At 66.6% G+C, this 21,467-nt stretch carries 20 protein-coding genes and 1 riboswitch; of the genes, 15 read left to right on the forward strand and 5 right to left on the reverse strand.

Annotated features, from left to right (window positions below):
- Positions 1-8 precede the first annotated feature (8 nt).
- The 4 genes from ABV408_RS05460 to ABV408_RS05475 all read left to right on the forward strand — a co-directional run bounded on the left by ABV408_RS05460 (position 9) and on the right by ABV408_RS05475 (position 3,993).
- Entirely contained in the window at positions 9-695 is a 687-nt protein-coding gene (locus ABV408_RS05460; protein ID WP_353981448.1) for a 2-dehydro-3-deoxy-6-phosphogalactonate aldolase, read from the forward strand.
- On the forward strand, positions 692-1,606 hold the full coding sequence (locus ABV408_RS05465; RefSeq protein WP_353981449.1) for a 2-dehydro-3-deoxygalactonokinase: 915 nt from the start codon (positions 692-694) through the stop codon (positions 1,604-1,606). The genes ABV408_RS05460 and ABV408_RS05465 overlap by 4 nt, the downstream gene beginning before the upstream one ends.
- 175 nt (positions 1,607-1,781) lie before the next feature.
- Positions 1,782-2,636: an HAD-IIB family hydrolase gene (locus tag ABV408_RS05470; RefSeq protein WP_353981450.1), complete on the forward strand. Its 855-nt coding sequence runs from the start codon at positions 1,782-1,784 to the stop codon at positions 2,634-2,636.
- A 136-nt stretch (positions 2,637-2,772) separates the two neighbouring features.
- A complete protein-coding gene (locus tag ABV408_RS05475) occupies positions 2,773-3,993 on the forward strand; it encodes a glycosyl transferase (protein WP_353981451.1) in 1,221 nt (406 codons plus the stop codon).
- Positions 3,994-4,019: 26 nt separating this feature from the next.
- Here ABV408_RS05475 and ABV408_RS05480 read toward each other — a convergent pair whose 3' ends face one another.
- Positions 4,020-5,492 (reverse strand): diguanylate cyclase domain-containing protein, encoded by a 1,473-nt coding sequence (locus ABV408_RS05480; protein ID WP_353981452.1) that lies wholly within the window; start codon positions 5,490-5,492, stop codon positions 4,020-4,022.
- A gap of 385 nt (positions 5,493-5,877) precedes the next feature.
- On the opposite strand from ABV408_RS05480, the gene ABV408_RS05485 reads away from it, so the two are divergent.
- Positions 5,878-6,936: a PQQ-binding-like beta-propeller repeat protein gene (locus ABV408_RS05485; RefSeq protein WP_353981453.1), complete on the forward strand. Its 1,059-nt coding sequence runs from the start codon at positions 5,878-5,880 to the stop codon at positions 6,934-6,936.
- A 19-nt stretch (positions 6,937-6,955) separates the two neighbouring features.
- Here the strand turns inward: ABV408_RS05485 and crcB are convergent, their stop codons facing one another.
- Positions 6,956-7,333 carry a fluoride efflux transporter CrcB gene (gene crcB, locus ABV408_RS05490; RefSeq protein ID WP_353981454.1) on the reverse strand — a complete coding sequence of 126 codons (378 nt, stop codon included), beginning with the start codon at positions 7,331-7,333 and terminating at the stop codon, positions 6,956-6,958.
- Positions 7,334-7,425: 92 nt separating this feature from the next.
- A riboswitch (Fluoride riboswitch) is annotated at positions 7,426-7,505 on the reverse strand.
- A gap of 28 nt (positions 7,506-7,533) precedes the next feature.
- Positions 7,534-9,360, reverse strand: coding sequence for a sugar phosphorylase (locus ABV408_RS05495; RefSeq protein WP_353981455.1), 1,827 nt, complete (start codon positions 9,358-9,360; stop codon positions 7,534-7,536).
- Between the two features lie 236 nt (positions 9,361-9,596).
- Here ABV408_RS05495 and nrdR point away from each other — a divergent pair, with 236 nt between their 5' ends.
- From nrdR to ABV408_RS05545, 10 genes are all read left to right on the forward strand, one after another.
- The gene (gene nrdR / locus ABV408_RS05500) at positions 9,597-10,076 is read left to right on the forward strand and encodes a transcriptional regulator NrdR (RefSeq protein ID WP_110678244.1); all 480 of its coding nucleotides are present in this window, start codon (positions 9,597-9,599) and stop codon (positions 10,074-10,076) included.
- Between the two features lie 140 nt (positions 10,077-10,216).
- Entirely contained in the window at positions 10,217-11,323 is a 1,107-nt protein-coding gene (ribD, locus tag ABV408_RS05505) for a bifunctional diaminohydroxyphosphoribosylaminopyrimidine deaminase/5-amino-6-(5-phosphoribosylamino)uracil reductase RibD (RefSeq protein WP_353982201.1), read from the forward strand.
- 132 nt (positions 11,324-11,455) lie between these two features.
- On the forward strand, positions 11,456-12,589 hold the full coding sequence (gene ribBA, locus ABV408_RS05510) for a bifunctional 3,4-dihydroxy-2-butanone-4-phosphate synthase/GTP cyclohydrolase II (protein WP_353981457.1): 1,134 nt from the start codon (positions 11,456-11,458) through the stop codon (positions 12,587-12,589).
- 210 nt (positions 12,590-12,799) lie between these two features.
- Complete coding sequence (ribE, locus tag ABV408_RS05515) at positions 12,800-13,282, forward strand: 6,7-dimethyl-8-ribityllumazine synthase (protein WP_035475199.1); 483 nt, start codon at positions 12,800-12,802, stop codon at positions 13,280-13,282.
- Positions 13,279-13,779, forward strand: coding sequence for a transcription antitermination factor NusB (gene nusB / locus ABV408_RS05520; protein WP_353981458.1), 501 nt, complete (start codon positions 13,279-13,281; stop codon positions 13,777-13,779). The genes ribE and nusB overlap by 4 nt, the downstream gene beginning before the upstream one ends.
- 16 nt (positions 13,780-13,795) lie before the next feature.
- A complete protein-coding gene (thiL, locus tag ABV408_RS05525; RefSeq protein WP_353981459.1) occupies positions 13,796-14,749 on the forward strand; it encodes a thiamine-phosphate kinase in 954 nt (317 codons plus the stop codon).
- Positions 14,746-15,219 carry a phosphatidylglycerophosphatase A gene (locus tag ABV408_RS05530; protein WP_035475196.1) on the forward strand — a complete coding sequence of 158 codons (474 nt, stop codon included), beginning with the start codon at positions 14,746-14,748 and terminating at the stop codon, positions 15,217-15,219. Before thiL ends, ABV408_RS05530 begins: the two co-directional genes overlap by 4 nt.
- A gap of 97 nt (positions 15,220-15,316) precedes the next feature.
- Positions 15,317-16,639, forward strand: coding sequence for a DUF945 family protein (locus ABV408_RS05535; protein WP_353981461.1), 1,323 nt, complete (start codon positions 15,317-15,319; stop codon positions 16,637-16,639).
- A gap of 220 nt (positions 16,640-16,859) precedes the next feature.
- Complete coding sequence (gene lon, locus ABV408_RS05540) at positions 16,860-19,295, forward strand: endopeptidase La (protein ID WP_353981462.1); 2,436 nt, start codon at positions 16,860-16,862, stop codon at positions 19,293-19,295.
- 52 nt (positions 19,296-19,347) lie between these two features.
- On the forward strand, positions 19,348-19,545 hold the full coding sequence (locus ABV408_RS05545; RefSeq protein ID WP_207035194.1) for a hypothetical protein: 198 nt from the start codon (positions 19,348-19,350) through the stop codon (positions 19,543-19,545).
- 123 nt (positions 19,546-19,668) lie between these two features.
- On the opposite strand, the gene ABV408_RS05550 is transcribed toward ABV408_RS05545, so the two are convergent.
- A complete protein-coding gene (locus tag ABV408_RS05550) occupies positions 19,669-20,325 on the reverse strand; it encodes an epoxyqueuosine reductase QueH (RefSeq protein ID WP_353981463.1) in 657 nt (218 codons plus the stop codon).
- 227 nt (positions 20,326-20,552) lie between these two features.
- Positions 20,553-21,317 carry an SDR family NAD(P)-dependent oxidoreductase gene (locus tag ABV408_RS05555; RefSeq protein WP_353981464.1) on the reverse strand — a complete coding sequence of 255 codons (765 nt, stop codon included), beginning with the start codon at positions 21,315-21,317 and terminating at the stop codon, positions 20,553-20,555.
- Positions 21,318-21,467: the final 150 nt, after the last annotated feature.

The following is a 21,467-nucleotide window of genomic DNA, read 5'->3' on the forward strand; positions in this document are numbered from 1 at the left end:
AGAGAGACATGAAGGAGACACGCAAGTTTGCGCTCGAGACGGCGCTGCGCGAGCGCCCACTGGTGGCGATTCTACGCGGGATCACGCCGGAGGAGATCGACGGTGTTTTCGATGCCCTGGTCGCGGCGGGGTTCAAGCTGATCGAGATTCCGCTCAATTCGCCCCGCGCCTGGGACAGCATCGCGGCCATCAGCAAGCGCTGCCCGGCAGACGTGGTGGTCGGTGCCGGGACGGTACTCGACCCGGCGGATGCCGAGCGCCTCGCCACCCTGGACGCGCCGCTGCTGATCACCCCGAACAGCGACCCGGAGGTGATCCGTGCCGGGGTCGCCCACGGCCTGGCGCCGATGATCGGCTGCATGACACCGACAGAGGCGCTGGCCGCGGCCAAGGCGGGCGCGACGGCGCTCAAGCTGTTTCCGGCGGCGCGCCTGGGCACCACCTACTTCAAGGATATCCGCGCCATCCTGCCCAAGGGGCTGCCGGTGCTCGCGGTCGGCGGAATCGAACAGAGCAACATGGCCGAGTGGCATGCCCATGGGGTGGCGGGTTTCGGCTTCGGCAGCAATCTCTACAAGCCCGGCCGTCCCGCTGCCGAGGTGGGCGAGATCGCGCGGGCACTGGTCGCCGAGTGGCAGCGGCTGCGTGAGGTGGCGCAGCAGGCGGAAGCCTTCGAGCGCGAGGCCGATGCATGAGCCAGCGCCTGATCGTCGTCGACTGGGGGACCAGCAACTTCCGCGCCTTTCTGGTCGACGCCGCCAGCGGCCGCACGCTCGACACGCGGCGTTCGAGTTCCGGCCTGCGTGCCCTGGCGCGGGAGGAGTTCCCGCACTACTGCGCCGCGCAGGTGAGCGACTGGCGGGCCAGTGGGGGGCGCGAGCCGGTACCGATCTATCTTGCCGGCATGGTCGGCTCGCAGCGTGGCTGGTTCGAGGCGCCGCAACTGGAACTGCCGGTGACTGCCGCCGAACTCGCCGACCGGGTGGTCGCGGCACCTGGCCTCGAGCACACCTGGATCGTGCCGGGGGTCAAGCAGGTCACCTCGACGCATGTCGATGTCATGCGCGGAGAGGAGGTACAGGCGTTCGGGGCGCTGGCGCTGGCCGGTGTCGACAGCGCCGATTGCTGCCTGCCGGGCACCCACAGCAAGTGGGCGCACCTCGAGTCTGGGCGTCTGACCGACTTCACCACGCTGATGACCGGCGAGCTCTACCATGCGGTGCGTTTCCATACCCTGCCGGGGGAGCCTGCCCGCGACGAGGCGGCGTTCGACGCCGCCGCGTTTCGGTTGGGGCTCTCCCGCGCCGGCCACGCCGGTGGCGTGCTGCACGCACTGTTCGAAGGCCGCAGCCGGCATCTCTATGCCGGCCTGGCCGCGGACCAGGTGGGTAGCTTTCTCTCCGGGGTGCTGATCGGCGAGGAGGTGTGCGCCATGCACGCGGCGCGGCCGGCGCTCGAGCGGGTCCTGCTGGTCGGCGCCGAGAGCCTGCGCCAGAGCTATACCCTGGCGTTGGAGCAGGCGGGACTGACGGTCGTGGCGATCGACAGCGACGCCGCTACCATCGCCGGCGTGCTCGCCATTGCGGCGCGCCACGCGCTGCGCTGAATCCGGTCTGCATCATTTTGGTGCATCGCCCTGGGGCGCGGGGCACTAAAGTGCCCCGTTCTGCGTCGCGCCAGCCCGAATGGCACCGACCCGCTGGCGTTGGCACGATCCGTGCTACCTTCAAGCGGTAGGGTCACCGAGGCTGACCGATCGTGAACGCGGATAGGGGGATGCGATGAGTGACGCGACTGGCGGGCCACAGCGGCCACCCCTGCTGGTTTTCACCGATCTCGATGGATCGCTGCTCGATCACCACACTTACGACTGGCAACCCGCCGCGCCCTGGCTCGAACGCCTGGCGGCGGCCGGGGTGCCGGTCATCCCCACCACCAGCAAGACCCGGGCGGAGCTTCTGGCGCTGCGCCGGGAGCTGGCGCTCGAACACACCCCCTTCATTGCCGAGAACGGCGCCGTCATCGGCCTGCCGCCGGCCTGGCAGCATGCGCGTCTGGATCGCGATCCGACCTCGCCGGAGGGGCTGGTGGTGAAGACCCCGAGCCTGGATGTCGATTTCATTCGCCGTCGTCTGGACGTGGTGCGCGAGCGCCTGGGCCTGCGCTTTCGGCGCATGGGGGAGATGACGGTCGAGGAGGTGCGCGAGCTGACCGCGCTCAGCGCCGAGGGGGCACGCCAGGCGATGGTGCGCGAGGGCAGTGAGCCGCTGGTATGGGAAGACGATGACACCCAGCTGCAACGGCTGCGTGAGACGCTCGACAGCGATGGTCTGCAGCTGACCCGAGGTGGGCGCTTCTGGCATGTGATGGGGGCGGTCGACAAGGGCCACGCGGTGCGCTGGCTGCTGGCACGCTTCGAGGCGCTGCGCGGTTACCGCCCGCTGACCCTGGGGCTCGGCGATGGCCCCAACGATCTCACCCTGCTCGCCGCCACCGACATGGCGGTGATCATCAGTGCGGCCCACGACCAGCCGATGTCGCTGACCCATACGCGGTTATATCGTACCCAAGCGGCTGGACCCGAGGGCTGGGCCGAAGGGCTCGCCCACTGGTGGCCAAGGTCAGTATCAGCGTGAACCGCCGTGAGCGCTCGGCAATCTCTGCGCGTATGCCGGCACAGGGCCGGCCTGTCTCGAGCCTTGCCCTTTCATCGCATTCGACGACCGATGCAGCGTGTCTCTTTCGGCGCTTCCATAACAATGAGGACGTGGCATGAGCGACTTCTACCAGAACGGTATCATCACCAACTTTCACAACCTCACCCGGCGCTCGGTGGAAGCGCTGGAGAACGACCTGAAGGGCTTTTCGCGCCAGCGCCCGATGGGATTGATCCTGCCGTCGCTCTACTCGGAGCTGGAGGGTCCGGCGTTGTCGCACATCGTCGACGAGCTGTGCAAGGTTCCCTATCTCAGCGAGATCGTGATCGGGCTCGATCGCGCCGACCGCGAACAGTTTCTCAAGGCGCGAGAGTTCTTCGCGCGCCTGCCGCAGCACCATCGCATCCTGTGGAACGACGGCCCGCGGCTGCGGGCGCTGCATCAGGAGCTGGCGGCGGAAGGGCTGGCGCCGCTGGAGCCGGGCAAGGGCTGTAACGTCTGGTACTGCTCGGGCTATGTACGCGCCTCCGGCAAGGCGGAGGCGGTGGCGCTTCACGACTGTGATATCGTCACTTACGATCGCGGGCTGCTGGCGCGGCTGATCTACCCGGTGGCCAATCCGCGCTTTCACTACGAATTCTGCAAGGGCTACTACTCGCGCATTGCTGCCGGCAAGCTGAACGGGCGGGTCTCGCGGCTGATGGTCACGCCGCTGATCCGTGCCTTCAAGATGATCTACGGCCCGCTGCCCTATCTCGACTACCTCGACAGCTACCGCTACCCGCTCTCAGGTGAATTCTCGATGCGTGCCGACGTGCTCGACGGAATCCGTATTCCCAGCGACTGGGGGCTGGAGATCGGGGTGTTGTCGGAGGTGCATCGCAACTTCTCGACCAAACGACTGTGTCAGGTGGATATCGCCGACGCCTACGACCACAAGCATCAGCCGATCTCCGAGGCAGACCCGAGCGGCGGGCTCAACCGCATGAGCATGGACATCGCCAAGGCGATGTACCGCAAGCTGGCAACCCTGGGCGTGGAGATGAGCGTCGAGAGCTTCCGCACCGTCAAGGCCACCTACTACCGCACCGCGCTGGATTTGATCGAGGCCTATGATCATGACGCGGCGATGAATGGGCTCAAGCTCGACCGTCACAGCGAGGAGGCGGCGGTGGAACTGTTCGCCGACAACATCATGCAGGCCGGCGCGGCGTTTTTCGAATCTCCCCGCGACAAGCCGTTCATCCCCAGCTGGAACCGGGTCCAGGCGGCGATTCCCGACCTCCAGGATCGGCTCTTCGAAGCCGTCGAGCGCGACAATGCCGGCGACGTCTAAGGACAGCGAGATGTGACGCCGCCCGATCAACCGTTGGCGGCGGCCGGCGGATTGTCGACCTGGCGGCGTCGACTTCGCTTGGCCTGCAGCAGTGCCAGGTCGGCGCGGCGAAAGGCCTGGGTGAGGGTGTCTTCCGGGCCTAGCTCGGCGATACCGATGGTGGCCGAGAGCGGTTGCTGAGTCCCCGGTACGCGCAGACTGCCTATTTGATGCTGCAGCCTGGCACCTGCCATGTGCGCGGCGTCGAGATCGCTATCCATCAACAGCAGAAACTCGTCGCCGCCGAAGCGCCCGAACAGATGCTGCGGTGTCATCCTGCCCAGCACGGCGTGACACAGCAGAATCAAGGTCTGGTCGCCGACGTCATGGCCGTAGCTGTCGTTGATCCGCTTGAAGTCGTCCATGTCCAGCACCAGCAGTGCCAAGGGGCTGGCGCGCCGCCGCGCCTCTGCATGCACTTGTTCCGCGCTGTCGAAGAAGGCGCGCCGGGTCAAGACACCGGTGAGTGGGTCGCGCGCCGCCAGCTCGCTGAGCTGACGGTTGCGTGCCGCCAGCGCCGGGACGGCAAAGCCGAAATAGCCGCTGGTGGCGATCACGCAGAGCGCGAACTGATAGGTCATCGACTGCTCGACCAGACTCAGTCCGGCCACCCACAGCGCGGTCGTCAGGGCGAACAGCGCCAGACTCAGCGCGCTGCGAAAGGCGCTCTCCGTATACACGATCCACATCAGCGGGATGATCAGGAAGAACACGGCGAAGGCGACATCCGGACCGCGCGTGTAGGCATCGGCGAGTGTCACACCGCTGAGTAGAATCAGGCACAGCGCCAGCTTGCCGATGAAAGTGGCACTCGGGCGGTGGGGCAACTGGAAGTCGAGCCCGCCGAGCCACGCCGAGAGGGCGGTGTAGCGCCAGCTCAGTACGGCCAGGAACAGCGGTGCAAGCACGATGACGCCGGCCATGTCGCCGATCCACCAGGGTAGCCAGATGGCGCTCAGCTCTGTCCAGGCCAGCAGGCCTGTCATCTCCAGCGAGAGGATGCCGATGAGGGTGGCGCTCAGCGCCGAGAGACAGGCGGTCATGAGAAACAGCGGCACCAGTGTCAGGGTGGTGATCTCGGCCCGCCGCCGCAGCGCGCTTCTGAGCGCCCAGGCGCCGACGCCATAGGCGCTGCAGTGCGCGAGGCCGAAGGCCAGTCCGGCTTTCAGCAGCTCGTGCGGGCTTTGATGCATGGCGTAGAGCTGGTCGACCCAGAAGGTGGCCAGCAGGCAACTGACGATCAGGCTGGGTAACGCACGCCAGCCGAGTACCAGCAGGGCGGCGAAGCTCAGGCCGGCAGGGGGAAACCAGAGGCTGGCGTGCGGGGCGTACTCCATCAGTGCGGAGAGACACCATAGGGCAATCCAGGCCAGCACCAGCAGGAGATGGCGAAGCCCGTGGCGGGCGATGCCGGAGCCTAGTCGCCGGCGTCCTGGCATGGCGTTCGAAAATAGCCGCATGCGGCACCTGACCTCGGGCTTGCGCCGTTCCGGAGCAGTCGTGCGTGACATTATGTGCTTTAGGTTAACATAAGTTAAATAAGGTAAATTTATAAGACCGGTAGTCAGGGCGCTGGGTGGTTCTGTCACGATCTCACCGGCGCGCTGGCGGCACCGCTCGGTTACGGGTAGGGTGGAGTCGAGCACCGGCGCGAATCGTCGAGACCGGTGAGAATAACGTCAGCGAGAATAACCTCAAAAACGACCCTACGCAGGGCCACGTCCTATCCCCGAGAGGAGATTCGCCGTGCCTGATGCATCTTTCGACCCGCCCGCGCTGACGCCTGTGGGTGAGGCGTCGCCTGACTTTGTGTCATCCATGCCGGCTGGCCGTCGCGTCCTGTCGATGTCAGACATGGGAGCGGCATGCTCTCCGGCAGAGAGTGCGCTCGAGATCGATCACGCTGCGCCATTCGCGTTGGCAGCCCCCGATGACCGCATCAGCGTCTACGCATCCCGGGCCGAGATGCCCTGGCATGGCGCGTGGGCGTCGACCTCGCCACGCTTCGATACCTCGGCGCCAGGCTCTCTACGGCGGCGCGAAGCCACTTCCGGTGCTCTACTGTGGCAGCTCGAGGTGCCTGACTGGGCCCACGCCCGTATCACCACCACGCCGGCCGTCGGCGTGGTCGCCTATGCCGAACGATCTCTCTCTACCACTTCGTCTTCCCGCTGCGGGGAGACACCTCCGGCCAGTGGTCTGCTCGCCTTCGACCTACATAGTGGCAAACCGCTGTGGCATCAGCGCTATTCCGGGGGTGGTCTGCCGTTTCCGCTGCTGCACGCCGGCGAGGTCTATGTCGGCGGCGGTGACCGCGCCATTCACGCCCTGTCGCTGCACGACGGTCACCAGACAGGATGCATCGGCATGGGGGCGCCGGTGGATCTGGCCACGGCGCTGCTCGATGATCAGGGGCGGCTTTTCCTGGGCGACACCGATCCCGCTCGGCTCTTGCGCATCGATCCGCTGACGCGCGCGGTTCTGTGGATGGCCGAGATGCCCGAGGCCGTGCCCGCAAGCCTGGCGGCGCGTCCGGTGGTGGAGGCGGAGCGTGTGGCGGTGAGCCTGGCGGTACAGAATGGCGGCGCGGCACCGATCTCGCTCTGCCTGTTCGGCTTCGATGCGAGCAGCGGCGAACGCGTCTGGGAAGTCGCGCTGGGGGAGCGCGACGCGACTCACCCGCCCGCGCTGGCGGCGCCGCTGGCGGACAACGAACGGTTCTACGTCATCAGCGCGCGCGGCGAGCTGGTGGTGATCGACGCGCTGGAAGGGCGCGAACGCCAACGCTTGACGCTGGGCGACCCGGCGCTGGCGGCGGCCATCCTCGAGCGTATCGGCGAGCATCTGGTGGTCACGGCGCCTGGCGGCAACGTTCAGGTGGTGCCGCTGGCGCTGCTCGCGTGAGGTCGGTGCTGAGTCGGGGTCAATGGCGCAGCCAGCCGTAGCAGGCGATGCCCAGTAGGGTCATCGCAAACGAGCCGAGTACGTGCACCAGGGTACCGGTGATGGCCCACAGCCAGCGTCCGCCCTGGATAGCGGTGACCATCTCGGCAGAGAAGGTGGAGAAAGTGGTCAGGGCACCGAGCAGGCCGGTGATGGCGAACAGTTTCCACTCCACGCTGAGCGACGAGTCCTGGAAGAAGCTCAGGGCCATACCGATCAGCCATGCTCCCAGCAGGTTGGCGATCAGCGTGCCCGGGGGGATATGCAGGAAGTAGCCGTTGTAGTGCGCGCCCAGCCACCAGCGCAGATTGGCGCCAATGGCGGCGCCCAGACTGATGGCGGCGATCGAAATCCACATGTATTGCGCTCCTCGTCGATCTCGGCAGACGATGCGCGTCCTGCGGGCGGTGAGCGCGGGCGCGTGAAGCCTGCGCAGGACACACCTCGGGTGCGTTGGCAGGCATCATCAGCGGGCTGCGGTTCGCGGCCGGGGTCTGTGCCGCGGGAGGAATGCCATCTCCCGAGGCTACTCTAGCCAGCCGTGACAGCCGCGGCAAGTCACGGCTGGACCAGCCACAGACTGCGGTAGGGCCGCAGGATCTCACGCTCTTCGGGGTGCGGATTCCAGCGCTTGCCATCCTTCAGCACGTCGTACCACTCGCCGCTCGCCAACGCCTCGATATCCAGCGGCTGGCGCTTGTCGCTGATGTTGTAGATCGCCAGCAGGCGGCGCCCGCTGTCCAGCGGGCCGCGCTCGATGGCGAACAGTCCCGGCCCTGTGTCGAGCACGCGTTGCGGCGCCTCGGGGTGGAAGCAGGGCTCGCTGGCGCGGATATTGAGCCGACGCTTGAGCGAGGTAAAGGCCTCGCGGGTGGGCGTGCTGCGGCTGTCGATCAGCTCGTCGAGCTCCTCCTTGGCCCAGCGGTGACGGTTGATCGAGCGCAGCCGGCCGCTGCGCTCGACGCCTTCGTGGTCATTGAGCGTCGCGGTCAGGGAGTGCAGATAGACCCCGGGGATACCCTGCAGCGCGAGCATCAGGTTCTGGCTGCACAGGAAGCGTTCGACCTGCCACGCGTCGGCGCCACGGCGGGTGCCCTTCATGGCATCGAAGTAGGTGATGTTGATCTCGTAGGGGGAGTCGCTGCCATCGGGGTTGGTCTTCATGCTGACGTAGCCGCCGAAGCGGTGCATCAATTCGAGCAGGCGCGAGACCTCATGGGGCGGCAGCAGCCCCTCCAGCGCGCGCACGCCGATGCCGTCATGGCTGGCGGTGAAATTGAAGTAGGTGCAGCCGGGGGGGAGGGGCGGCAGCGAGCGCGCCCATTCGGCCAGCGCGCTGGCGTCGCCGCTGGTCAGCGTGTGCAGCAGCAGCGGCGGCAGCGTGAACTGGTAGATCATGTGGGCTTCGTCGGGCGTCGCCGGATGGTTTTCGACGGCGTCGCCAGGCGCGGCGGGCTCGTCGCCCCCAGCAGTCGGTACCGGCGTGCTTTCCAGACCGAAGTAGCTCATGTTCTCGGCGTGGGGCACGTTGGTTTCGGTGATCAGCAGCGTGCCCGGTGCCACGTAATCGAGGATCGCGCGCAGCAGGCGCACCACGGCGTGGGTCTGCGGCAGATGGATACAGCGGGTGCCGACCTCCTTCCACAGATAGGCGATCGCATCGAGACGGATGATCCGCGCGCCCTGCTGGACATAGAACAGCAGGATGCCGACGAACTCGAGCAGCACGTCCGGATTGGCGAAATTGAGATCGATCTGGTCTTCGGAGAAGGTCGCCCACAGGTGGCGCGTGCCGCGTCGGGTCGACACCGGCACCAGCAGCGGCGAGCTGCGCGGGCGCGTGACTTGGGAAAGATCGGTCTGCGGGTCCATCTCGATGAAGTAATCGCGCCCGGGCTGGGTGCCCGCCAGATAGTCGGTGAACCACAGCGAGTCGCGCGAGACGTGGTTGATCACCAGATCCACCATCAGGTCGCTGCGCGCGGCCAGACGTCGGATGTCCTGCCAGTCGCCCAGCTTGGGGTCGACCTCGCGATAGTGGATCACCGAGAAGCCGTCATCGCTGCTCCAGGGAAAGAAGGGCAGGATGTGCAGGCCGCTGAAGACGCCGTTGAGCCGCGTGGCGAGAAAATCGTCGAGCACGTCCAGCGGCGGGCGTTCGCCGTCGATCAGGCTGTCGCCATAGGTGATCAGTATCTGGTCGCGTTCGCTCCAGGTTGGACGGGGCTGGCGGTCGAGCGCACCTTCATGGTGCGCAAGCAGCGTGGTCAGACGCCGTAGCACCTCGTCCCGGCGCTGCCCATAGATCTCTTCGAGCCTGGCGCCGGCGCGGGCGAGAAAGGCGTCTTCGGACAGGGCGGGGTAGTTGGCGGCGCGGCTGGGCATGAGAGGGTTCCTGCATGGCGGCGGAGCGAGTCTCTGCCCTTATCCTTGCAGAACTCGGGCCAACAGGGAAAGAAACATGAAAATCACCGTGTTTCCGGTATCTTGTGCAAACCGTTACACTGCGCGGATAAGCCGATGACGGATGCCAGCCGCTTCCTGCGCGTCTGCCATTACCGATGGATAGTCAAAGTCGCGGACAGGCCCCGGCGCTGTCCGCGCCGACGAGTGAACCACCGATGCATTGTCCTTTTTGCGGTACCCACGATACCAAGGTGACCGACTCGCGCCTGGTCGCCGAGGGGGATCAGGTGCGTCGGCGTCGCCAGTGTGCCGCCTGCGGCGAGCGTTTCACCACCTACGAGACCGCCGAGCTGGTGATGCCTCGGGTGATCAAGGCGGATGGCTCGCGCGAGAGTTTCGACGAGCAGAAGATGCGCGCCGGCATGTCGCTGGCCCTGGAGAAGCGTCCGGTCAGCGTCGAGTCGTTCGAGGCGGCGGTGGAACGCATCCGCCAGCGTCTGCGCGCGCGCGGTGACCGCGAAGTGGAGGCGCGGGAGGTCGGCGAGGAGGTGATGGAGATGCTCAAGCGGCTCGATCACGTGGCCTATATCCGCTTCGCCTCGGTCTATCGCCGCTTTCAGGATCTCGATGAGTTCCGTGCCGAGATCGACCGCCTGGCTCAGGAGCCGAAATCCCCGAGCGACGCCAAGCGCTGATCGACCTTCCCTGACCCCGCTGGCCGGCAGCGGCTGCCGGCCTCGCCACCCCGTGAGAGATGCCGATGTCCGATGCCCCCCCTGTCACCGTCTCCGACCTCGAGCTACCCGACGCCGCCGCAGCCGAGGATACCGCCTGGATGAGCCGTGCCCTGCGCCTGGCGCAGCGCGGCCACTACACTTGTGACCCCAATCCGCGGGTCGGTTGCGTGATCGTCAGCGCCGGCAAGGTGGTGGGCGAGGGCTTCCATCGTCGCGCTGGCGAGGCCCACGCCGAGATCAATGCCCTTGCCGTGGCCGGCGAGGCCGCCCGCGGCGCCACCGCTTACGTCACGCTGGAGCCCTGCTCGCACACCGGGCGCACCGGACCTTGCAGCCAGGCGCTGATCGCCGCCGGCGTGGCGCGGGTGGTGGCGGCAATGGAGGACCCCAACCCGGCGGTCTCCGGACGCGGCTTCGCCCAGCTGCGTGAGGCCGGCATCACGGTGGAGGTAGGCCTGCTCGAATCGGCGGCGCAGGCACTCAATCCGGGCTTCGTGCGGCGCATGCAGCAGGGGCTGCCGCGGGTGACCCTGAAGATGGCGATGAGCCTGGACGGGCGTACCGCCATGGCCAGCGGCGAGTCGCAGTGGATCACCGGGCCGGCGGCACGGCGTCAGGTCCAGCGTCTGCGTGCCGGCGCCAGTGCGATTCTCACCGGCGTCGAGTCGATCATCTTCGACGATGCCCGGCTCACCCTGCGTGCCGATCAGCTCGAGCTCGATGAGGCCGCCGAGATCGTGCGCCGCCAGCCGCTGCGGGTGGTGCTCGATAGCCAACTGCGCCTGCCGCTCGCAGCAGCTTGCCTGAGCCAGCCGGGCCGCACCCTGGTATTCGGCGTCGCCGGCGCCGAAGAGGCCCGGCGTGAACGCCTCGAAGCCGCTGGTGCGGAGGTGGTGACGCTGCCCGCCGACCGCGACGGACGGGTCGACATCGAGGCGGCGCTGCGCTATCTGGCGAGCCGGGAAGCGTGCAACGAAGTGCTGGTAGAGACCGGCGCCACCCTGGCCGGCGCGCTGCTCGATGCCGGCTGGGTCGATCGTCTCGAACTGTTCGTCGCGCCAACGCTGCTGGGCAGCGGCGCGCGCCCGCTGTTCGCGCTGCCCGGGATCGACAGCATGCGTCAGCAGCGTCGGCTCGAGATCGACGAGATCCGCGCCGTGGGCGACGACTGGTGGATTCGCGCCCGCCCGCGGGTGGACGCCTGAGCCCTGGCGTCGCCGGTCGGTGACGGCGTTGCGATGCGACGACAGTAGCGTCGGCGCCGCCCGACAGGTAGTCTGTGCCGTCATCGAACCCAAGCGCGCGGCGCGCATGACCAAGGCGATGGCGATAGAGCTATGACGACAGGGGAATCGGGCCGGTTGGCCAGCATCGAGGCGCTCGTCGAAGACATTCGGCAGGGCAAGATGGTCATCCTGATGGATGACGAGGACCGCGAGAACGAAGGCGATATCATCATGGCCGCCGAGTGCGTCGAGGCGAGCCACATCAACTTCATGGCGCGTCACGCGCGCGGTCTGATCTGCCAGCCGATGACCCGGGAGCGCTGTCAGCAGCTCAAGCTGCCGCTGATGGTCGACGACAACGGCTCCGGCTATGGCACCAAGTTCACGCTCTCGATCGAGGCCGCCAGGGGCGTCTCCACCGGTATCTCCGCCGCTGACCGCGCGCTCACGGTGCGAGCCGCCGCGGCGCGTGACGCGCGTCCCGAGGACCTGGTCCAGCCGGGCCATATCTTTCCGCTGATGGCGGAGCCGGGCGGGGTGCTGCGGCGCGCCGGTCATACCGAGGCGGCCTGCGATCTGGCGGCGATGGCCGGTTTCGAGGCCACCGGCGTGATCTGCGAGATCATGAACGATGACGGCAGCATGTCGCGGCGGCCCGAACTCGAGCGCTTCGCCGCCGAGCACGATCTCAAGATCGGCACCATCGCCGATCTGATCCACTACCGCATGCTCAACGAGCGCACGGTGGATGCTGTCGAGCGCCAGAGCGTCACCACGGCCTTTGGCGAGATGGCACTGCACGTCTTCCACGACCGTATTCAGAACACTCACCATCTGGCCCTGGTCAAGGGCGAGCCCGAGGCGATGCGGCCGACCACGGTGCGGGTACATGCCGGCGACACCCTGGGTGACCTGCTGGCGCTGTGCAAGGGCGAAGGGCACTGGACCGCCTACACCGCGCTGGAGGCGGTCAGTCAGGCCGAGGCCGGGGTCTTCGTGCTGCTCGACGATGCCAGTCCGCGCGGCGATCTCAAGACCCAGCTCGACGTGCTGCTGGGCCACCGTCCGGCGCCGCGCTCCAGCGCTGCCGATGGCAGTGGCAACTTTCTGTCGATCGGCACCGGCGCCCAGATTCTGCGTCAACTCGGCGTCGGCAAGATGCGCCTGTTGAGCTCGCCGTGGCGCTTCTCGGCGCTCTCCGGGTTCGACCTCGAGGTGGTCGAACTGGTCAGCGGTGACGTCTGATCCCGTGGTGGCCATGCCGATACCGTCCAGGCGCCGGTGGCCATGTCGCCCGCTGGCGTCGAGCCATGCCCGCGCCGGCCGGGACATGGTAAGATGGCCGGCTTCGCGCGCCGAGCGCCTCGTTCTGGCGCCGGCCAATCACTCTTTTTTAGCGTACGCCTGAGGGGATCCCCCGATCCGCTTCAGGCGCAGTGACTCCGGAACCCGACAATGCAACCGATCGCGCAACTGGAAGGTCAGTTCACCGATGTCGATGGGCGCTACGCCATCGTCGTCGGCCGTTTCAATCATCATGTCGTCGACAGTCTCGTCGAAGGGGCGGTCGACAGCCTGATGCGTCACGGTGTGAGTGAAGAGAACATCGAGCTGATCCATGTGCCTGGCGCGTGGGAGCTGCCGCTGGCGGTCAAGCGTGTGCTCACGGTGTCGCGCCCGGATGCGGTGATTGCGCTGGGGGCGGTGATCCGCGGCGGCACGCCGCACTTCGAGTATGTCGCCGGCAACTGCAACTCGTCGCTCTCTGCGCTGCAGCTGGCCCACGACACGCCCATCGCCAACGGTGTGCTGACGGTCAACTCGATCGATCAGGCGATCGAGCGCGCCGGTACCAAGGCCGGCAACAAGGGCACCGAGGCGGCGATGGCGGCGATGGAGATGGTCTCGCTGCTCAAGCGTCTGGGAGGTGAGGCATGAGCGCGCCATCGCGTCAGCCGAGCAAGGCCCAGGAGTCGCGCCGTGCGGCTCGCGAGCTGGCCGTGCAAGGGCTCTACCAGTGGCAGATGACCGGTAAGTCGATCACCGCGGTTGAGGCCGAGTTTCGCGCCCAGATCGCCGATGAGGATCTCGAGGATCACGAGAACTGGCACAAGGTGATGGAGATTGCCGATGCTGCCCTGTTCCACGACCTGCTGCACAACGCCGCTCAGCATCAGCGCGAACTCGATGCCGCCATCGCGCCGCTGCTCGACCGCCGGCTGGAGGATCTCGACCGCATCGAGCTGGCGATCCTGCGGCTGGGCGCCTATGAGCTGTCACGGCGTCCGGAAGTTCCCTACCGCGTGGTGATCAACGAAGGGGTGGAGCTGGCCAAGATCTTCGGCGCCACCGATGGCCACAAATACGTCAACGGCATCCTCGACAAGTTGGCCTCGCGCCTGCGGGGTGCCGAGGTCGCTGCTCGCCGTCGTTGACATGAGCAGCGCTGCGTTGAGCGAATTCGCGTTGATCGCCCGCTATCTGGCGCGCCCCGCCAGTGGCCGGGCGGATATCGTCGTCGACAACGGCGACGACTGCGCGGTGATCGCCCCCACCCCTGGCCACCAGCTGGCGATCAGCGTCGACACCTCTGTGGTGGACGTGCATTTTCCCGCTGATGCGCCGCCGGCGGCGATCGGCCACCGGGCGCTGGCGGTGGCGCTGAGCGACCTGGCGGCAATGGGCGCGCGGGCACGCTGGTGCACCCTGGCGCTGACCCTGCCGGAGGCCGATCCCGACTGGCTTGCAGCGCTCGGCGAGGGCTTTCACGCCCTCGCCGAGCGCTGTGGATGTGCGCTGATCGGCGGTGACGTGACCCGCGGCACCCTGAGTCTTGGCGTGACCGTACATGGCGAGCTGCCCGCCGGCAGCGCGCTGACCCGCGCGGGCGCCCAGGTCGGCGACTGGATCGCGGTGACCGGCTATCCGGGCCGCGCTGCCGAAGGACTGGCCCGCTGGCAGCAGGGCGAGCGCGATCTGGCACATCCGCTGCTCGATGCCTATCTGCGCCCGCAACCGCGGCTGGCGGCCGGTGAGGCGCTGCGCGGACTGGCCAGCGCGGCCATCGACGTCTCCGACGGGTTGCTGGCGGATCTCGGTCATCTGCTGCGCGCCTCCGGCGTGGGCGCACAGCTCGATCTGGCGGCACTGCCGCTGGCGACGCCACTGCGCGCCACCCTCGACGGCGATCAGGTCCAGCGCCGCGTACTCGCCGGCGGCGACGACTACGAGCTGCTGGTGACGCTACCATCGGCCCAGCTTTCGAGTGCACAGCAGCAGCTGGCGGCGTTGCATCTGCCGCTCACGCCGATCGGCCGCATCGTCGCCGGCGAGGGTATCGGTGGGCTGCCTGAAGCGTTCGCCGGGCTCGGCGGCTGGGATCATTTCGCGGAGAGACGCGCATGAACCGGGCCCCCAAGAGCGTCTGGCGTCGCCCCACTCACTTTCTGGCCTTCGGGCTTGGCAGTGGCGCCGTGCCCTTTGCACCGGGTACCTTCGGGACTCTGGCAGCGATCCCGTTCTACTGGCTGCTCTCGGGGTTGCCGCTGGGTCTCTATCTGGGCGTGATGGGTATCGCCACGCTGCTCGGCATCTGGCTGTGTGGCAAGACTTCGCGGGATCTCGGCGTGCACGACCACTCGGGTATCGTGTGGGACGAGTTCGTCGGCTACTGGCTGACCATGGCCGCGGTGCCGTTCTCGTGGGAGTCGGCGCTTTGGGGTTTCGTGGTGTTTCGGGTGTTCGACATCATCAAGCCGTGGCCGATCCGCTGGGTCGACCGGCGCGTGGCCGGGGGGATCGGCATCATGTTCGACGACATCCTGGCCGCGGTCTATGCCTGGAGCGTGATGCATCTCTGGTTCTGGCTGCACTGAACGAGCGGCGTCCCGGGTTGCGTACATCACCTGAGAAGACGTCGCCGAATCAATATCTACAGCGACCCCCTCAATCAACTCTGACAAGGAGCGCGGAATGCGCAAGTGGATCGGCGCGGGTGCCGCTATCGTGATCGTCGTGGGCGGGGGCTATCTCGGCGCCCAGGCCTACTCCAGCCATCGCTTCGAGCAGGAGATGTCGCAGCTCGTGGCACGCCTGGATGCCAGCCCGCAGTGGCAGGTCGAACGCACCGACGTCGACAGCGGCTGGTTCCACTCCAGCGGCCGCTTGGAAGCGCGCTACCTCGATGACGAGATCGAGCCGGTGGTGATCGAGGCGCCCTACCAGGCCGACCATGGACTGTTCGAGACCAGCTTCTCCGGCGAGGGGCAGGTGCATATCGGCGACGACCGCACGCTGTTCGGCGATCTGCTCGAGAGTGACGGCCCGCTGACCTGGAACGGACGCTTTCTGACCCGCGAGCAGCGTATGGAAGCCACGATCGCGCTGCCCGGTTTCTCTCAGCAGTGGACCGTGCCCGCCGGTGAAGTCGGCGGCGAGTTTCGCCCTGCGCGGCCGATGCAGGTCGACTTCTCGGGTCTGACGCTGAATCTCACGCAGCACGCGGATCGGGTCACCCTCGATGGCCAGGCGCCGCGCCTGCAGCTGCAGGACGCCGAAGCCAACATGCTGCTGGAGAACGTGGCCATCGAGGGCGCTTTCCAGGGCGACCGTCAGGCCTTCGACCAGTCGCTCGCGCTCACCTTGCCCACCATCACCGTGGTCTCGCCGGATGGCGCCAAGCTGGTATCGCACGACTCGCGTTACGCCCTCGACGCCAAGCTCGATGCCAAGGAGATGGCGATGCATCTCGAGACCCGACTCGGCGACACCACCATGGACGATCAGCAGCTCGGCAGTGGCGAGCTGGCAATGACCCTGGATCATGTCGATGGCGATGCCTATCGCGCCCTGGCGGCGGCGCTCGAAGCGCGCACCAGCGAGATCCAGGCGGCCGCGGCTTCCGACGATCAGGATGCGATGGCGCAAGCGCTGGCACCGCTCAAGCCGCAGCTGGCGGCGATCTTTGCCGGCTCGCCGCGCTGGGCCGTGGACAAGCTGGCGCTGAAGAGCCCGCTGATGGGCGTCGACATGCAGGGTAGTGGTGAGCTCCAGTTCGACGGCGACGGAATGGCTGACTGGAACCTCGACACGATGGACGCCGAGACGCTCGATCGCGAGGTGCTAAAGCGTCTCGACGGTCATTTCGAGCTCAAGGGGGCGCCGCCGATCCTGCTGATGTCGCTGGGTCTGCCGATGAGCGGTGGCCCGCTGCGCATCGCGCTCGACGATGGCGTGATGACCCTCAATGACCAGCAGGTACCGCTGGTGCCGGGGGCAGCACCCGCTCAGCCCTGAGCGTCAGGCGCCCCGGTCCGGGGCGCGGTGTCGATACTCCTGCGAAGGCCGAGCATCCCGCTCGGCCTTCCTGTTTCTGCCGCCTATGGCACCGCGCTGGCGGCGCTCTCCTATCCTGTATTGTCATTAGCCGGTCGCGGGTTCACTTGAACTTACGTACCCCTGCCCACATCCCACAGATATCGGGCCGCTTTGGCCATGGACGGATACAGGATGAACGATGAGCGAACACGATTGGAACGCCGATAGCCATATCGACGTGGGCGGCGACGCGGCCCAGGGCGACGAGACGCCGAAGCAGGGGCAGTCGGCCAGCGGTGCCGTGGTGCCGTCCGGCGACTATCTGCCGGAGCGCATCTATCTGCTGCCGATTCACAACCGTCCGTTCTTCCCGGCCCAGGTGCAACCGCTGATCATCCAGCGTCAGCGCTGGGAAGAGACCATGCAGCGGGTCGCCAATACCCCGCATCACATGGTCGGCGTTGCCTTCATCGGCGATGTCAGCATGGAGGAGCTGAGCCCCGGCAGCTTCCCCGAGATCGGTACCGCGGTGAAGGTGCACCGCACCCAGAGCGAAGAGCACCAGATCCAGTTCATCGCCCAGGGCATGCGGCGTTTCCGCATCCATCGCTGGCTCTCCAAGACCCCGCCCTATCTGGTCGAGGTCTCCTACCCGCGTGAGCCGGTGGATGCCGAGGCCGAGGAAGCGCGCGCTTACGCGATGTCGCTGATCAACGGCATCAAGGAGCTGCTGCCGATCAACCCGCTCTACGGCGAGGAGCTGAAGAGCTATCTCAACCGTTTCAGCCCCCACGAGCCGGGCCCGCTGACCGATTTCGCCGCGGCGATCACCTCGGCCAAGGGGCGCGAGCTGCAGCAGGTGCTGGAGACGCTGCCGATCATGGATCGCATGCAGCGGGTGCTGCCGCTGCTGCGCAAGGAGATCGAGGTCGCCCAGCTGCAGAATCAGATCAGCGAGCAGGTCAACTCGCAGATGCAGGAGCGCCAGCGCGAGTTCTTCCTGCGCGAGCAGCTCAAGGTGATCCAGAAAGAGCTGGGCATCTCCAAGGATGATCGCGAGAGCGACGTCGATACCTTCCGCGGGCGCCTGGAAAACCTGCAGGTGCCGGAACGGGTGCAGACGCGTATCGACGACGAGCTCGACAAGCTCTCGATGCTCGAGACCGGCTCGCCGGAGTACGGCACCACGCGCAACTATCTCGACTGGCTCACCTCGCTGCCGTGGGGCATTACCTCCGAGGATCAGCTCGACCTCAAGCGCGCCCGTGAAGTGCTGGACCGCGACCACGACGGCCTGGCCGACGTCAAGGAGCGCATCATCGAGTTCCTTGCCGAGGGCTCGTTCAAGGGTGACGTAGGCGGCTCGATCGTGCTGCTGGTGGGCCCGCCGGGGGTCGGCAAGACCTCGGTCGGGCGCTCCATCGCCGACGCCCTGGGGCGCGAGTTCTACCGCTTCTCGGTCGGCGGCATGCGCGACGAGGCGGAGATCAAGGGTCACCGACGCACCTACATCGGCGCCATGCCGGGCAAGCTGGCGCAGGCGCTCAAGGAGGTCGAGGTCGAGAACCCGGTGATCATGCTCGACGAGATCGACAAGATGGGGCAGTCGTTCCAGGGCGACCCGGCGTCGGCGCTGCTGGAAGTGCTCGATCCCGAGCAGAACGTCGACTTTCTCGATCACTATCTCGACGTGCGCCTGGATCTCTCCAAGGTGCTGTTCGTGTGCACCGCCAACCAGCTCGATACCATTCCCGGGCCGCTGCTCGACCGCATGGAGCAGATCCGCCTCTCCGGCTATATCGCCGAGGAGAAGGTGGCGATCGCCAAGCACCATCTGTGGCCGAAACTGCTCAAGCGGGATCGCATTCCCAAGAAGCGCATCAACCTGACCGACGCCGCGCTCAAGCAGGTGATCGAAGGCTACGCCCGCGAGGCCGGGGTGCGCCAGCTCGAGAAGCAGCTCCACCGCATCGTGCGCAAGGCCGCGGTCAAGCTGCTGGAGCAGGATCAGGAGACGGTCAAGGTCTCGGTCAACAACCTCGAGGAGTTCCTCGGCGCGCCGCTGTTCCGCAAGGAGAAGGTGCTCAAGGGCGTGGGCGTGGTCACCGGCCTGGCGTGGACCGCCATGGGCGGCGCCACGCTGCCGATCGAGGCGACCAAGGTGCATGCGCTGACGCGCGGATTCAAGCTCACCGGCAAGCTCGGTGAGGTGATGCAGGAGTCGGCCAATATCGCCTACAGCTACACACTCGGGCATCTGGGCGAGTACGGTGCCGATGCCGATTTCTTCAACGAGGCCTTCATTCATGTTCACGTGCCCGAGGGCGCCACGCCCAAGGATGGCCCCTCGGCCGGCGTGACCATGACCACGGCACTGATGTCGCTGGCGAAGAATCAGAGCATCGACCGGCCGCTGGCGATGACCGGCGAGCTGACTCTGACCGGCCAGGTGCTGCCGGTGGGCGGTATCCGCGAGAAGGTGATCGCCGCCCGGCGTAGTGAGATCTTCGAGCTGATCCTGCCGGACGCCAACCAGCGCGATTACGACGAGCTACCTGACTATCTCAAGGCAGGCATGACGGTGCATTTCGCAAAGGTCTATCAGGATGTCGCGAAGGTGGTGTTCGGGCGCTGACAAGCGCCCGGGCTGCTAGACTTTGAATGACCGTGAAACTCGAGGAACAACCATGACCAATCCCTCTCGCCGTTATCGCTACGCCACCCAGGTCGTCTGGGCCATGCTGGCCATGGCGCTGCTGAGTGCGTGCAGCTATCACCCGGCGCGAATCGAGCCGGAGCCGGCAGTGATCATCGGCGATGGCGATCATGGCCACGGCAACGGCAATTTCTGCCCGCCGGGTCAGGCCAAGAAGGGCAACTGCTGACCCGAACGCCGGTCTCTTGGCAGGTGTGCGGCGGCGCCTTGGCGCCGCCGCTTTTCGTGGATCGATGAGCCGCGTCCCGCGTTTCTGACTCATCATCCCCCGTTTTTAATCATCCCCCCGTTTTTACTCATCATCTCCATAGTACTGCACGCCGAGCTGGATCAACTCGCGGCCTTGGGCCTTGCGATGCAGGTTGGTGTCGCGCAGCGAATAGACGCAGCCGCAGTACTCCTGCTGATAGAAGCGCTCGCGCTTGCTGATCTCGATCATGCGCTGCGAGCCACCTTTCTTGCGCCAGTTGTAGTCCCAGTAGGCCATGCCCGCGTAGGGGGCGACGGCGCGATGGCCGCAGTCGTTGATCTGCGCCATGTTCTTCCAGCGCGAGATGCCCAGGGAGCTGGAGATGAGCGAATAGCCATGCTCATGGGCGTAGAGCGCTGTGCGCTCGAAGCGCATGTCGAAGCACATGGTGCAGCGAATGCCGCGCTCCGGTTCGTACTCCATGCCCTTGGCGCGGGCGAACCAGTTGTCGGTGTCGTAGTCGGCATCGATGAAGGCGATGCCGTTCTCCTCGGCAAAGCGGATGTTCTCCTCCTTGCGCAGCAGATACTCCTTCTTGGGGTGAATGTTGGGGTTGTAGAAGAAGATCGCATAGTCGATGCCGGAGACCTGCAGCGCCTCCATCACCTCGCCGGAGCAGGGCGCGCAGCAGGAGTGGAGCAGCAGCTTGTCGTGGCCTGAAGGCAGCGTCAGCGTGTCGCGTTGGTCGAGCGTGGACATGGTGTAACCGGGTCGCAGAGAGAGAAATGTCGTCAGAGTCAGATGGTGAGTCGCCGCCGGGGTGGCGTCAATGACGGTCTGCCTCGGTGTCTCTCGGCCGAGGCCGAGTCACGACGAGGCTGCGCCGCCCTGCGGTGTTGCCAGCGGGCGGCGCGAGGATGATGAAGCGAGGATGTTGAAGCGAAAGGGCCAAGCGAAGGGACGGCGTGAGGGGCTAACCCCGCGCGTCAGTCGCGGTCGATGGTCAGGCCGCCCCAGGACTGGCACACCGGCATCAGTTCGAGGCGATTGATGTTGAGATGTGCCGGCAGGGTCGCGGCGTGGAAGACCTGCTCGGCCACGTCCTCCGGCTGGATCGGTTCGACCCCGCCATAGAGCTTGTCATGGGCGTTCTGGTCGCCCTTCATGCGGACCAGGGTGAATTCGGTCTCGGCCATGCCCGGAGCGACGTCGGTGACGCGCACGCCGGTGCCCTTGAGATCGCAGCGCAGATTGTAGGAGAACTGATTGACGAAGGCCTTGGAAGCGCCATAGACGTGGCTGCCCGGATAGGGCCACAGGGCGGCGGTGGAGCTGATATTGATGATCGCGGCGCCGCGGCCGACCTCGATCAGCGTCGGCAGCAGCGTACGCGTGACATTGACCAGGCCGGTGATGTTGGTGTCGATGACCGTCTGCCAGTCATCCAGGTCGGCTTGTTGGGCGGGGCCGGCACCCAGCGCCAGGCCGGCATTGTTGACCAGGACCTTGACCGCCTTGAACGGCTCGGGCAGGGCGTCGACGACCTGGGCGACCGTGTCGCGCTCGCGTACGTCGAGGGTCGCGATATGTACCGGCACCTTGGCGGCCAGTTGCTGCTCCACCTCCTCAAGCCGCTCGCGGCGACGGCCGGTGAGCACCAGTGCCCAGCCGGCCTCGGCGAAGCGCTCCGCGCAGGCGCGGCCGAAGCCGGAGGTGGCACCGGTGATGAAAGCGACAGGGGGTTGGCTCATTGGGACTCCTTGAACGATCGACTTATCGACAATGAGGCGGCGGCGCGGCGGCCGACGCTGTATAGCACCTCAAAATAGCACCTCAAGATAGCGGGGCACGCCGGCCGGGGAAAGGGGAGAGGTCCTGTCGGCAATCACCGACAGGGCGTT

The organism is Salinicola endophyticus (assembly GCF_040536835.1).
Taxonomy (GTDB): domain Bacteria; phylum Pseudomonadota; class Gammaproteobacteria; order Pseudomonadales; family Halomonadaceae; genus Salinicola; species Salinicola endophyticus_A.